At 60.5% G+C, this 12,745-nt stretch carries 11 protein-coding genes; 4 read left to right on the top strand and 7 right to left on the bottom strand.

What is annotated here, in order from left to right; translation table 11 throughout:
- Window positions 1-27: 27 nt before the first annotated feature.
- Window positions 28-768 (bottom strand): acetoacetate decarboxylase, encoded by a 741-nt coding sequence (locus ACWMMN_RS32095; RefSeq protein WP_059238261.1) that lies wholly within the window; start codon window positions 766-768, stop codon window positions 28-30.
- A 435-nt stretch (window positions 769-1,203) separates the two neighbouring features.
- Between ACWMMN_RS32095 and ACWMMN_RS32090 the strand changes: the two genes are divergently transcribed.
- Window positions 1,204-1,785 carry a phosphatase PAP2 family protein gene (locus ACWMMN_RS32090; protein WP_486423668.1) on the top strand — a complete coding sequence of 194 codons (582 nt, stop codon included), beginning with the start codon at window positions 1,204-1,206 and terminating at the stop codon, window positions 1,783-1,785.
- A gap of 29 nt (window positions 1,786-1,814) precedes the next feature.
- Here the strand turns inward: ACWMMN_RS32090 and ACWMMN_RS32085 are convergent, their stop codons facing one another.
- From ACWMMN_RS32085 to ACWMMN_RS32075, 3 genes are all read right to left on the bottom strand, one after another.
- Window positions 1,815-2,042: a hypothetical protein gene (locus ACWMMN_RS32085; RefSeq protein WP_059238257.1), complete on the bottom strand. Its 228-nt coding sequence runs from the start codon at window positions 2,040-2,042 to the stop codon at window positions 1,815-1,817.
- 167 nt (window positions 2,043-2,209) lie between these two features.
- Window positions 2,210-3,031 carry a siderophore-interacting protein gene (locus ACWMMN_RS32080; protein ID WP_174991731.1) on the bottom strand — a complete coding sequence of 274 codons (822 nt, stop codon included), beginning with the start codon at window positions 3,029-3,031 and terminating at the stop codon, window positions 2,210-2,212.
- Window positions 3,032-3,069: 38 nt separating this feature from the next.
- Window positions 3,070-3,780, bottom strand: coding sequence for a PadR family transcriptional regulator (locus ACWMMN_RS32075; RefSeq protein WP_059238253.1), 711 nt, complete (start codon window positions 3,778-3,780; stop codon window positions 3,070-3,072).
- A gap of 433 nt (window positions 3,781-4,213) precedes the next feature.
- Between ACWMMN_RS32075 and ACWMMN_RS32070 the strand changes: the two genes are divergently transcribed.
- Window positions 4,214-4,639 carry a hypothetical protein gene (locus ACWMMN_RS32070; protein ID WP_486423667.1) on the top strand — a complete coding sequence of 142 codons (426 nt, stop codon included), beginning with the start codon at window positions 4,214-4,216 and terminating at the stop codon, window positions 4,637-4,639.
- A gap of 80 nt (window positions 4,640-4,719) precedes the next feature.
- On the opposite strand, the gene ACWMMN_RS32065 is transcribed toward ACWMMN_RS32070, so the two are convergent.
- The 3 genes from ACWMMN_RS32065 to tssI all read right to left on the bottom strand — a co-directional run bounded on the left by ACWMMN_RS32065 (window position 4,720) and on the right by tssI (window position 11,301).
- Complete coding sequence (locus tag ACWMMN_RS32065; RefSeq protein ID WP_081051972.1) at window positions 4,720-4,983, bottom strand: PAAR domain-containing protein; 264 nt, start codon at window positions 4,981-4,983, stop codon at window positions 4,720-4,722.
- A gap of 67 nt (window positions 4,984-5,050) precedes the next feature.
- Window positions 5,051-5,314: a hypothetical protein gene (locus ACWMMN_RS32060; protein ID WP_486423666.1), complete on the bottom strand. Its 264-nt coding sequence runs from the start codon at window positions 5,312-5,314 to the stop codon at window positions 5,051-5,053.
- 17 nt (window positions 5,315-5,331) lie between these two features.
- A complete protein-coding gene (gene tssI / locus ACWMMN_RS32055) occupies window positions 5,332-11,301 on the bottom strand; it encodes a type VI secretion system tip protein TssI/VgrG (protein ID WP_486423665.1) in 5,970 nt (1,989 codons plus the stop codon).
- A gap of 281 nt (window positions 11,302-11,582) precedes the next feature.
- Here tssI and ACWMMN_RS32050 point away from each other — a divergent pair, with 281 nt between their 5' ends.
- Window positions 11,583-11,981 carry a helix-turn-helix domain-containing protein gene (locus ACWMMN_RS32050; RefSeq protein WP_081051971.1) on the top strand — a complete coding sequence of 133 codons (399 nt, stop codon included), beginning with the start codon at window positions 11,583-11,585 and terminating at the stop codon, window positions 11,979-11,981.
- Between the two features lie 463 nt (window positions 11,982-12,444).
- Window positions 12,445-12,669, top strand: a complete 225-nt coding sequence (locus ACWMMN_RS32045) for a hypothetical protein (RefSeq protein WP_155627243.1) — start codon at window positions 12,445-12,447, stop codon at window positions 12,667-12,669.
- The last annotated feature ends 76 nt before the right edge of the window (window positions 12,670-12,745 follow it).

Below are 12,745 nucleotides of genomic sequence, written 5' to 3'. Positions count from 1 at the left end.
TGACAGGGAGAAAGGACTGCGGACGTGTTACTGAGCCAGGTAATCGTAGACGACTTCGCCGAGGCCCAGCGTCAAATCTGCGACCAGGTGCCGGGCTTCGACGATTTCGAGCACGGGCAGGTCGGCCACCGGTGCGAGCGCGTGCGGCGCCAGCTCGAGCGATGCGGGGCCCGTCCATGCACCCTTCATCTTGATGTCCTGCATGTAATAGCGCACCAGTTCGCAGACGCGCGCGGTGCCGTCGACGTGCGGGATGATCTTCAGCAGGAAATTGGGGCCGGCGAGCCGTTTCGTCTGCTCGTCGATGTCGAGTTCCTTGTGCTTGTAACCCATCGTGCCGGTGGCGACGCGCACCTTGCCGTAGTCGAGCGTGCCGAGGAGGTGATCGGTGTTCACGTGCAGCGTGGGCGACGCGAGCTTCTTCGGGAAGCCCCACAGCTCGCGGCCGCCGGCGATCGGCGGGTGATCGTCGAGATACATCGCGAGCGTATAGCCGCCCGGCTGGCCGTTGTACTCGACGGGGATCACCTGGCCGCTTTCGGTGTAGTCGCCGAAGCCGGTCGAATCGGCCATGCGAATGAATTCGTAATGCACGAGCGGCTCGGTGACCTGCAGCGGCTCGGGGACAATTTCACGGAGACGGTCCGGATCGGTGCGGTACGTGATGATCAGAAACTCACGATCGACGAAACGGTACGGGCCCATCGGGAAGGCAGGGCTGGTCAACGGCATCGCAAACGCTTTCGATCGGACATCGCTGGGTTTCATGCGGACTCCTTGTTGTTGATCGCTTCGTGGATGAGTGGTCGTAATCGTATGCCTGTGCGTTGCCGTTGTGCGATGCCGCATTTGGAATTAATTGTTGCCGATTTCGAATAATTTGCGGCGTAAATATTGAGATGAACGATGCAAACGGCCTGAATGGCGCCCGGCGGCTCGATGGTCGCATGCATCGATGACGCCATGATGTGAAAAAGGTGAGCCTTTACGGGAGGCGGGGTGAGCCTTTACAGGAGACGGTCGCGCGGGAATATGACAATTGTGTGAACTTGTCTTGCAGTGCAGGCTCTAAGTGCGTTCGCCGCGGCGGGCCTCGCCCCGTGCGGCCGCCCCATTAAGCATCGCTTAAGCGGGCACGCCCTAGCATCGTTCGTATCCGGCCGGGCAACCGGTCGACCTTTTACGCCCCACGCAACCGGATTCATGCAGAACCTCAATCTCACCCTCTTTTCCGCCATCAACGCCGGGGTTGCACCGCAGCCGGGCGTCGCCCGCCTTGCCATCTTTGCCGCCGACTGGCTCGTCTATGCGCTGCCGGCGATGCTGCTGCTGACCTGGATCTTCGGCGCGCGCCCGGCGCGGCGCCAGGCGATCGAAGCCGGCGTCGGCGTCTGCGTGGCACTCGCGCTCGCGCAGGTACTCGGACATTTCTGGTTTTCGCCGCGCCCGTTCATGGCCGGCGTCGGTACGCAGCTGATTCCGCATGCACCGGACAGCTCGTTTCCGAGCGATCACATGACGTTTGCGTGGAGCATGGCGGTCGGCCTGATGCTCGGTAGCACGACGCGTGTCACCGGGTTCGTGATGGCTGCGCTGGCCGTGGTCATCGCATGGGGGCGCGTCTACGCGGGTGTGCACTGGCCGTTCGACATGGCGGGCGGCGTGCTGGTCGGCACGGCCGGCGCGCTGGCCGCGCATCTGTACGGGCAACGCGTGACCGCGCCGCTCGAACGGATCGGCGATTCGGTGCATGCCGTCGTGATGGGGCGCCGGCACGCGCCGTAAACAGCGGGAGGTCGTTGGGCAGGACGCCGTCAGCCGGGTGTCTTGGCCGACGCATCGGCCGATGCGGACGGGCCACCGCCCGCATCGTGCAGTTCGGGTGTATCGGCCGGGTGCTGAGCGGCATCGCGGTCGAGGGCGCTTTCCTTCAGGATCGCGCACATCGCGACAAACAGCGCGAGGACCACCGCGGCAAGGCCGCAATAACCGGCGATCTTCAGGTTGCGAAGGAAAGGCGAAGCGTGGCTTGCTTTTGTCATGACCGGGCGCTCCTGGGCGGGCTGCGGCGGCTGTCGCCTGACAGCGGCGTCGCAGACATACATATATACCAGCCGCGATACCGGTGCCAAGCCCGCTGGTGCGCCGGCGCCACGATTGTTTCAGCGTGTGCGCATGCCGTCTGTTCGGCGCCAGCGACCCGTAGACGTCAGTCTTCCAGCGTTTCGTGCACGGCCGCCGCGCCGCGTTTCCAGTAGGCCGCCGCGCGGATGCGCGACTTGTCGATGCCGCGCTCGCCGGTCAGGTGCTGGCGTACCGCGCGCATCGACAGCGCTTCGCCGGCCGCCCACACGTAGCCGTCGCCGGACGGCGGCAGCGGCAGGTCGCGAACGGCATTCAGCAGCACGTCGCCATTCGCCGCGTCGGCTTCCGCGCGAAAGCGCCAGATTTCATGCACGTCGGCGCGCGTGTCGAATGCGATCTGCGCGGAGCGATCGGCGACTTCCAGCACGACGGCCGCTCGCGCACCTTCCGGCAATTCCTCGAGACGCCGCGCGACGGCCGGCAGCGCCGTATCGTCGCCGATCAGCAGATGCCAGTCGAAGCCGGTCGGGACAACGAACGAACCGCGCGGGCCGCCGATGCCGAGCCATTGGCCGACGCGGGCCTGCGTGGCCCACTGCGACGCCGGGCCCGGATGGTTCAGCACGAATTCCAGATCGAGTTCGCAAGCAGCGCGGTCGAAGCGGCGCGGCGTGAAGTCGCGCGCGACCGGCTTCGGTTCGCCTTCCGGAAACTCGGGGCCGTTCTCGCCGAGCGTCGGCAGTGCGGGCCGTTCGGCGCCGGGCGGCGGGAAAAATACCTTCACGTGATCGTCGAACGACGCGGATTCGAAATCCGCGAGATCGGGGCCGCCGAGCGTGACGCGCAGCAGATGCGGCGTCACGGCATGCACGCGCAGGACCTGCAACAGGCGGAACTTGAGGGTGTGGCGCACGCGGGTGACGGTGCGCTCGGATGTGTTCTGCATCAATCCGTTCTCCTTGGGTTTTGACGGGGCGGCGCGGATCACGCGCCGGAGCCGCCTTCGATTTCGGCCGTCGCGCGGCGCATGATGGCCGCGATGCGGCGCTGTTCGTCGGCATCGGCGGCGCTCTTGTGCAGCAGCGCCCGCTTGAGCGCGAGGCGCGCCTCGACGAACTCCGGCAGCCAGCCGGCCTGCGATTCGTCCTGCGCTTCGGTGCCCGCCGATTCCCCGGCGAACGCGCGGCGCATGAATTCCATCTTGCGGGCGAGGTGCGTGAGGCGCGCGAACAGCGTGTCGACGCGTTCGCGCTGTGCGTCGAGATGCGTGCGACCGGCGTCGGTCAGCGCATAGCGCTTGCGGTTGCCTTCCGCCTGCGACGCGACGAAGCCGACTTCTTCGAGATACGTGAGCGCCGGATACACCATGCCGGGGCTCGGGCTGTAGAAACCATTCGAGCGCGTGTCGAGCGCCTTGATCAGCTCGTAGCCGTGGCTCGGCTGCTCGGCGACCAGTGCGAGGAGCAGCAGCTGGAGATCGTCGGAGCTGAACTGGCGGCCGCGCGGCATGCCGTCGTCGCCGAAATCGCCAAAGCCGCCGCGCCCGCCACGGCCACCGAACGGGCCGCCACCGAATGGATCGTGGCCGCGGCGGTGGCGGCCGATCGCGTACCAGAGACCGGCGAACCAGTCAGGGCGGGCCTGCGCACCATGACCGTCGCATCGGGCATGGCCGCGGAAGTGGTTGTGTCGCATGATCCTGTCCTATGTGTCGTAAAACATATCTAAAGATATATTTCGAAAGATAGGGCGTCAAGGGGAATTATTGGGGTGGGATGGGGTGTGTGGCTGTTGTAGGTTGGCAAAAAAGGTGGCTTTTTTGCAGTATTTGATCTGATATATAGAAAATGAAACTCAATAGTTTTTGTCGATGATCCTGGTGTTTTTTGCCTGGTCGATCTGTCTCCCGTTAAGTACGGTGCCTGCGGGCTGGTGGGGATTTCGCGTTCGCTGTTCCACTACGAATCACGGCGCCGCGTTGACGACGAATCGCTTACCTGTCGAATGATGGCCATCGCGGCGCAGAAGTGCCGCTACGGCTATCGCCGAATACGTGCTGTTGCAGCGCGAGGGCTGGGGTACCTACGCACTGAGATTGACGCAGCGAGTCTGCTCGGACGGCTCGACCATGAATCCGCTAGAACTCGCCATGAAGAAGCTTAAGGAATCTTTGGATGCAGCCAGGCGAGCCAAGAACGGTCCTCAGCGCGCAATCTATGAGCTGGACATGGCTCTGGAGCCTTTGGAACTGAAGTTCTATGACGTCGAGCAAGACTATGACAATCCACGTGGCGGTCAGTGCCTTAGTCACGTCAGCCTCAAGCTGGGTCCTGAGCACGAGCTTTACCTGACTGCACTCTATCGCTATCAATACTTCGTCCAGAGGGCGCTGGGGAATTTCAAGGGTCTTGCGCGACTGCAGGCCTGCATCGCTCGGGAAATCGGTGTGCCAGTCGGACCTCTGGTTTGCCATGCCACGCTCGCGACCCTGGAGGAAGGCGCGGGCGAAGGTGAGCAAACTCGGTGGGGCGTCGTGCGTTGGATGCCTTGGTGAAGGATTGCGAGGCGATTAACGCGCAATCGATCCAGGGGTGACTGTCTGGCAGTTGGGGAAACCTGGTCTGGGAGCGTGTTCTACTGATCCGCAAGAAACTGCTGCTGACTGGCGATTAATGATGCGCCGCAGGCGGTTTTCATGCCATGCAAGGCGACAGCGCGACCTTCAATCGAATACTGGCTCGATCCCTGAATGATCGGGAATATACCTTTACATTTCGGGCAACTGACCATATGGCCAACGCCAGCCGCTGGCCGACCACTGAGATCCATGCCTCCGAAGCCATCGAGCACGACACCGCCGTGATCGGTCATGTCACCCTTGCGAATGATGGGTTGCATTTTGCCAACTCAATACGTCATTCTTTCTCAATTATTACTCGACTGTCGTCGTGATATTTCGAAAATATCATTTCGCATCGGTAAATTTCGGATCCTTCACTATGTCATCATCGTCGCTAGAGTAGTAAAGAAATCCAAGCGCCTTTGTTTCCACAAGAATACCTTCTGACAATTTTCCGCCTCCGACCAGCTCTTGGTCGGTAAGCCAGTCGTCATACCCATCTACACATTGGCGCTTGTCGAAATCACACACGACAAGGCCAACAACGTCCCCCTCGACGATAACATGATCGCCAATGTGGATATCTAGCCCAGATGAAACGTATTTCACGATGCGCCTCTTCCCTATCAAGGTGGGTTGAGAAATGGTTCAACCGGCACCATGCTTGATGTCAATTGCTCCGGCTTAAGCACATATTTTTGCTTCGCCCAGAAGCAGTCGCACTTCGGATATGGCATTTGATTGGCCTGGAACATATTGTGATGCGACCCGTACACACCATGTTGCATTTCATTGTCGGGTATCACGTCAAGCGGTCTGTACCCAAACGTGCCAACGGCGATGATTTTCCCTGACACGGTTTTGCATGGGTTGCATTTGTTCGGGCAATCATCTTTTTCCTTGACCTTTTCTTGCGTACCGTCCGTGGACCTCGTCATGTACCAGATGCCCGCTCCGATCATGACCAGCGCGCCAATTCCCGCGCCGATCAGTGTCCCGGGCCCGGGAACGACACTTCCGATACCGGCACCGATCGCTATTGTGCCGAGACCACTAGGATCAATCTTCCGTGTCGGAATGCCATCCGCATAGGCGTAAAAATTTGGCCCGCCACGCAGTCCGATCGGGTCCTGATTGATGTATCGACCTATAGCTGGATCGTAGTATCGATGCCGGTTGTAGTACAGCCCGGACTCTCTATCCCTGAATTGCCCCGGAAACCGGATCGGATTGTCGATCTCGTCGGCGATCATCGATTTCGTCTGCCCGTAGCCGTCGAAGTCCGCCGCCCACACGACCCGACGCGTCTCGTCGTAGAGTTCCTGCGGCGCGCCAAGGTGATCGGTAACGTAGAAGTACCGTTTGCCACGCTCGAGCCGAGCCACAGGCCCGGCATGGTCCGGATGGGCAACATAGGTCACGGACTTGTCGTTGCGCGGTGTCTGCCCCGCATGGACCTCCTGCAGCAGCCAGTCGCCGTCCCAGACGAACAACGTCGTAGACGGCGCTGCGCCGGCGGGCGTGTGAACCTTTGCGATCCGTCGGCCGAGCGCGTCGTATTGGTATTCGGTGCGGCTGCCGTCGGCCTGTTCGATACTGGCGAGTTGATGCCCGCTGTCGTAGCGGTAGCGCGTTTCCACGGGTTCAGGTGTTGTCACGGGTGTGACGGCATCTCTACGGGCCAGCAACCTGTCGAGCAGCCCCGGATTGTGATCCGGCTCGGGCACCTCCTGCAACGCACGCGCGACGCGACCGGTACGGTTGCCGTGCCCGTCGTAGCTGAAATCGAGTTGGGAGCGCGTCGGCCCGGCGATCGCGATGAATCGCTTTAGCCGATCGCCAGGCGCTTCCGGAACGGTGGCCGTATCGGACGTCGACATGGCTACGCTGTCGGGTTCCGATCCGTGGTCCAGCCGCGAAAGCAGGTTGCCGGCTGGGTCATACCGATACGTTTCCCCTGACGGGTGCGGGACAGCTTCGCCTCCCAGCCGGTTCACACTGGCCAACCGCGCGAGCGGATCGTATTGGAAGTGACGCTCGCCTCGCCACGTGTCAGCGAGTCGCGTGATCTGTCCGGCCGCATCGTAATCCCACGCGCGCCACGGACGCGGTTCCGCACGTGGCTGCCCCCGCTCATCGAGATCCTGCAAGCGCTGCGTTTGAAGGAGCCCTGCGTCGTTGTACGCGAACAACTGCGCGATAGGGCCTTGAGCCGCATGAATCGTCCGATGCAACGCGTCGCGCTCGAAACTCGCCAGCGGTTCGCCGTCGAGCAGTAGCCCGTGGATATGACCACTGCCGTAACGTTGCCAAGTCAGCGTGCCGACGCCAGGCAACTGCATCCCGCTGCGGTTGCCGGCTGCATCGAACGTGTGCTGGAGCCGCCAAACTCGCCCGTGGTGCGATTGAACCTCGGCCGTCCGCCGGCCGGCAGCATCGTATTCGTACGTGATCTGCGATGGTTCGCTGTCTTTCGGTTCGTGGCGGATCTGCGTCAGCAGACCACGAGCGTCGTAGCCGAATGTGGTGTGTGTGCTATCCCCGAGTCGTCGCTCGATCGGTCGTCCCAGACTGTCGTACAGCAGTGTCGTGCGCAATTGGCCATCATTGCCGTGATCGATTTGCGCGATCTGTTCGCCAGCGGCGTTGTATTCGACTTGCTGGCGTCGCCCATCGAATCCCGTTTGCGCAATCATGCGACCGTGCGCGTCATACTCGAACGTGCAGTGCTCGCCCTTTGCATTGGTCAGCGCCACGAGCCGCCCGAGCGCGTCATAACCGTAACCGGTGGTGCTGCCGTCCGGCGCTTCTATCCGGACGATCTGGCCGTAGGCGTCTCGTGTCACCTGCGTCGTGCGCCCGAGCGGATCGGTATGGGCGATCGCCTGTCCTGCCCGATCGTACGTCGTTGTCCAGGTGCCGAGCCCGGCAGGCGCGATCGCTGTCGGCAGTCCGGCAGCATTACCGTAAAATCTGCTCGTCTGCCCCAGTGCGTTCGTCTGGTGGGTTTGCCGCCCGCGCTCATCGTAACCGTACTGCGTCGTGAAGCCCGAGCAGTCGGTGCGTGCGATCAACTGACCGGCGTCGTTGAATTGTGTTTTCGTCACGTTACCGAGCGCGTCGGTGTGCGCGACAGCCAGGCCATTCTCAAACGTGGTACCAGATGTGTTGCCGAGCGGGTCGATCTCCTTGACCAGATGGCCGTCGGTGTCGTACTCGCGTTGCCAGATATGCCCGGCGGGATCGGTAATTCGCGTCGGCAGGTTCTGGTCGTTGTATTCAATGCGCGTCAGCTGGCCCGCGGCGTCACGGATCGCGATCGGATTCCCGTTTGTGTCGCTGACCGATTGCGTCTTGCGGCCGAGTGCGTCGACGCGCGCCGCGACATTACCCGTCTCGTCGAACTCGGTCTGGTCCGCGCTACCGTCCGAATGAACGACCTGGTCGACCGCCCATAGGCCGTTATAGCGGTACGTCGTCGAGTTCCCGAGCGCATCCGTCACCTGGGTCATCCGGGCGGCCGGTTGATAAGAGAAGCGTGCTTCGCGCGTCACGACTGGCTGGCCGTTGGCGTCGAGTGTGTACGCGTAGGTTCTGATGCAGCGCGCCTGTGGCGTCTCGCCGTCCCACTCGGCGACGAATGTTGCGCCGGCCGGCGTCTCGTAGCGCGTGAGCAGGTGCGTGTGATACGCGTAGGTCCAGGTCAAATTGCCGCTGTCGATCGCCTGAACGAGATCGCCGTGATCATCGTATCGATACGCGGCAAGTTTCTGCGTCGAAGTGCCGTGCTCGTCGAGCAGATGGACTTCGGTGATGCGGCCTTCATCGTCGTGCCGGCACGATACCGTATGGCAGTTGTTCTGGATCTGATGCAGGTTGCCGCTCCGCGTATACCTAAACGACAGCAACTGCTTGTCGCGGGTCTCGTAGCGCTCCAACAGCCAACGATCGGATTCGCTCGGATGCGGGCTATACGTCTCGACGATGCCATTCGGAAAGCGTACCGCGTACCTCGCGAGCCGGTCGATATCGTCAAGCCGCTGAAGCGTGTATTTCTCGATCGGATGAAAGTGTTCCTGACCCGGATCGAGCACCGGAAATTGCAGCTGTCGGCCGTCGAAGTCGATATAAACAAGCTTCGGTGTACCGGCGATCGTCACGTGACGTACTTCGGTCGCGTACTGCAGTTTCCATGCGACGCCGAAACCGCCGGTTCGCTGATCGGCACTGCGATAACGTCGATTCCAACGGATCGGCATCCGTCCCGGCAATGTGAAATCGTCGTGCGTGAGCAACTTCTGGCCTGTTGCAACGTCCACCGGATGCGCGCTGGTGGTCTTCTTCGCGCACTCCGCACAATCGGCCTCCGTGACGGGCGCAAGACCTTTGGCACTGCCGCCGCTTTGCGTGACCGGCCCCTCGAGGTAGATCCCCGTACCCTTCAGGTGAATACCTGCCGCGTCGATCGTAATCGTGCCGCCCGGACCGATTAGCTGCGCTGTCTTCGCGCCCGAGAGGCTTGCCTGGCCCGAATCGGTGATCCGGATCTGGTTGCTGTTCGCGCTCTGAACCGGATCGGGGATTTGCGGGCTGAAGCCGGGAGAAATGTCGAGTGGCGTCTCCTGGTCTTTCTTGACCGCGTCGCCGACGGCCTTGCCTCGTACCGTCACCTCATAGGTATGCCCGACATGCGCGGTCCAGTCCTGAACCACGCGATCGACGCGATCCATGCCGACCGTGCTGGCCATCTGCAGTACGACGTTGCGTAGATACAGGCCGCCGACATTCACGTTGTAGGCCAGACCGACGTTGAGCATTTTGCCAAGTCCGACCGATTGCACCGAGGCCAGGCCGACTGTCTCAAACTTGACGCCGCCGGTTGACAAGGTCCAGTTCTGGCCAATGCTGGCCTTCTCGTCGTTCCCAACCGATTTTTCGCGGTCGTTGCCGACCGAGTGCGATTCGTCGTTCTCGACCTCGATGCGCTGATCTTTCTCTGCATGCAGCCAGACTTCTTCCTGCCCTTTTCGGTCTTCGAAACGCAACGCGTTCGCCGTACCATTGTCGCCGCCCGTCGTCGAGCGTGTCAGGATGCCGCTCTGGGTCGCATTGTTCGGCAGCCCCCACGGCGGCATGTTTGCCGCGTTGTAGACGGATGCAATAATTAGCGGACGATCAGGATTGCCGTCGGCGAAGGTCACGACGACCTCGTCGCCAATGCGAGGGAGCTGGATCATCCCGAATCCGCTGCTGGCCCAGGGTTGCGCGACGCGCACCCAACACGAGCTCCCCTGATCCTGCTTGCCGAGCCGATCCCATGGCAACTGGATCTTCACGCGACCGAGCGTGTCGGTATAAATTTCCTCGCCCTTCGGTCCGACCACGACAGCTGTCTGCACGCCATGGATCATCGGCCGAGGACTCGTCAGCAGCGGCCGATACGGGATCTTCTTGCGGATGCAGCGGAATTCGGCCGAATAGATCGCGCTGCCCGACACTGCCGTGGTTTGCGACCCCGGTTTTGCCTGGTAGTTGTTCGTTCCGTGGTGCCGGATCGACGTCAACAGAAATTGCCGATCCTCGGGCTGCGCCTGGTCATGATCGTAGTGCGTATCGAGTTGGAAGTACCGCTCGAGCTCAAGCCTGCGATAGTGACTCTTGCCGACGAAGATCTTGCTGTGGGCAGCCAGTGCCTCGGTCCGGAATCGAGCGAGTTGTTCGCCCCGATCGGAATCGGGAAAACCATGGGCGCCGAGATAGTCGTAGATCTCATAGTTGTCGACCTCGCCCTGATCGACGGCCGTGTCGCGCTCGACATACCGTCGCGCGCTCGGAGCCTTGTAGTCCCCTGTCTTGAGCGCAACGCTGCCCGACGAGAATCTGCGACGCGATACGAAGGATGTGACGACCTGGTTGCTTTCCAGGATCTCGTCGGTCGAATAGCGGAGCACCGGACTGTGCCCGGCAATCGGGCCGACGTTGATCGACGAGTCTGTGACGACTAATGTATGGCTGTCCTTCTTGTGCTCGAAATAGAAGAACAGCCCCTCCTCCTGCATCAGGCGCAGCGCAAAAGAGAGATCGGTCTCCTTGTACTGCGTGCAGTAGCTGCGATTGACCGTTGGCGCGGATAGACGAAACACAACGTCGCCGAATCTCCGGTATCGATGCATCACGTCGTTGAGAATCTCGTCGACTTTCTGCTCCTGAAAAATCCGGATATCCTGACGGCGATCCATAAAGGCCAGCCACGGGCGGGCGATAGCCTCGTAGGTCGCCAGGCCACCATCGGTGCCGGTATGTATAAAATCGGTGACGTAGCCGTGGAAATAGCGCACGTCCGTGCTGGCAAGCGCGTCGGTCAGCTGCAGGGTGACCGTCACCGGCTTGCCGATCAGTTGCTTGAGCTCGATGTTCGGGTCCTGGGACGCGAGCATGAACTTCATTTCAAACAGTTCGCCCAACGCCTCTTCGCAGACGAACTCGGTCAGCACGAGCGCCGAGCGACCGGACAGCGGCGTGTCGATCGTGAACAGCCGATTGTTTTGCAGAGCGAAGAATTCCTTCGCGATCTCTTGAAGGGAAGGCGGCGACATAGGCGATGACGTCCTGTCGTTGTTGATTCTTTTCTCGGACCGGGAGGCAGCCTCCTCCCATATTTCGGTCCTCTCTCATCGGACACGCTACCCCGATCTTATGATCCTAACAAAGTCGTTTTCGACAGGCACGATCTTTCATTCATTATTTCCTATTGATGGCGATCTTCAGGTATTTGTGTTTTATTATTGCCAATTTTAGAATTTGCACCGGATTGATAGTCATGCGGGCCCTATGCAGGTGGCCTATTGTTGCTCGGTTCTGAGAATTCGCGCGTAGCCTGAGGGGCGCACTCAGACTTCGCTACGGCATCCGTCAGAAGGATCTGGCAGTTGCCATGGCGCTTGAGCAAAGCTACGTTTCGGCCATTGAGCTCGGTACGAAGGACCCTCCCTCGCAGGCAGTCGTCGATCGGCTCTCAGCGTGCTTGCGGCTCTCAGACGACGAACTTTCAAGTCTGCACGACGCCCGGTTGCTTTCGCAACGACACTTCACGATTCCTCACACGGCGTCTGCCGACATATGCCGTCTCTGCAGTGAGCTTTGGCGTGATCTCGACACGCTGAGCGATGTTCAGGTGCCCGTCGAGGGGAGCACGCACCTCTTCGGGCTGTATCTCTTCGTGCCGCACTACTATTGCCGCCGCTCGACTTTCAGTTCAGGTGCTGAACATGCTTGAGCGAGATCACCCAACAAAGCTCTGCATATCGATTCGACAAAGCGCGAACACTCGTCGTGGCCTTCGTATCGAGGTGTCCATCTGATCACGGAAGCGGTCGTTAGCCGTTCGCTATTTGCATACTATGCACACATTTACAGCACACGCGAGCCTGCCATCGGGCCTTGAACCTCAAGCAACCAGGGCTTCGGCAACTCGTATGCGGGGTAGGTCGGACCGTCTCGATTCATGAGCACCACCTTTTGTGGGGGGAGGCACCGTGCGCGCAAGTCTTTGATTTTAAAAACTTCTAGGCAGGGGTTCGATCGGGGATCAACTTTTCTGCGAATTTTGTAGGGAGGGGTCATCTTTTCTGCCACATGGTCGCGGGAAAACTCGCAGAAAAGATGGCCAAATCATTGATTTGCATGGTCCGCAGAGGCCCCCTAACAGTGCCGGACTGCGCGCGCGAGGCGTTCTGTCGGTGCATTCCGATGATGCCGCTGGCGGGTCGATCCCAACGACCGGACGGATGATGCCGGATCCGGTGCCGTGGTCGTTCGATCAAATGATCGGCACGCGCGGATGCCGAAGCGAATTCGCTGGTCGACAGCGTTGCGAAACATTCGCCGTGGTGCAGCACGATTTATCGAATAAATTAAGCAATGGCGATTATAAAAACATCAATGAACATTGTTTAATTTATTGAAACTGTCAGATTTTATTTTCGGCCGATCAAACAAAATTTCCGCGGCGGCAAAGGTCATTAAATTTGCACCGTCATT

It is taken from the genome of Burkholderia cepacia complex sp. TUM26381, from assembly GCF_057439935.1.
Note: the sequence above shows the minus strand (reverse complement) of the source record. Positions and strands in the feature narration are given on the sequence as shown.

Excerpts from the sequence above, each read along its gene's own strand:
- ACWMMN_RS32075 (WP_059238253.1), bottom strand. The coding sequence starts at position 3,780 with ATGCGACACAACCACTTCCGCGGCCATGCCCGATGCGACGGTCATGGT.
- tssI (WP_486423665.1), bottom strand. The coding sequence starts at position 11,301 with ATGTCGCCGCCTTCCCTTCAAGAGATCGCGAAGGAATTCTTCGCTCTG.
- ACWMMN_RS32065 (WP_081051972.1), bottom strand. The coding sequence starts at position 4,983 with ATGCAACCCATCATTCGCAAGGGTGACATGACCGATCACGGCGGTGTC.
- ACWMMN_RS32090 (WP_486423668.1), top strand. The coding sequence starts at position 1,204 with ATGCAGAACCTCAATCTCACCCTCTTTTCCGCCATCAACGCCGGGGTT.
- ACWMMN_RS32095 (WP_059238261.1), bottom strand. The coding sequence starts at position 768 with ATGAAACCCAGCGATGTCCGATCGAAAGCGTTTGCGATGCCGTTGACC.
- ACWMMN_RS32070 (WP_486423667.1), top strand. The coding sequence starts at position 4,214 with ATGAATCCGCTAGAACTCGCCATGAAGAAGCTTAAGGAATCTTTGGAT.
- ACWMMN_RS32085 (WP_059238257.1), bottom strand. The coding sequence starts at position 2,042 with ATGACAAAAGCAAGCCACGCTTCGCCTTTCCTTCGCAACCTGAAGATC.
- ACWMMN_RS32080 (WP_174991731.1), bottom strand. The coding sequence starts at position 3,031 with ATGCAGAACACATCCGAGCGCACCGTCACCCGCGTGCGCCACACCCTC.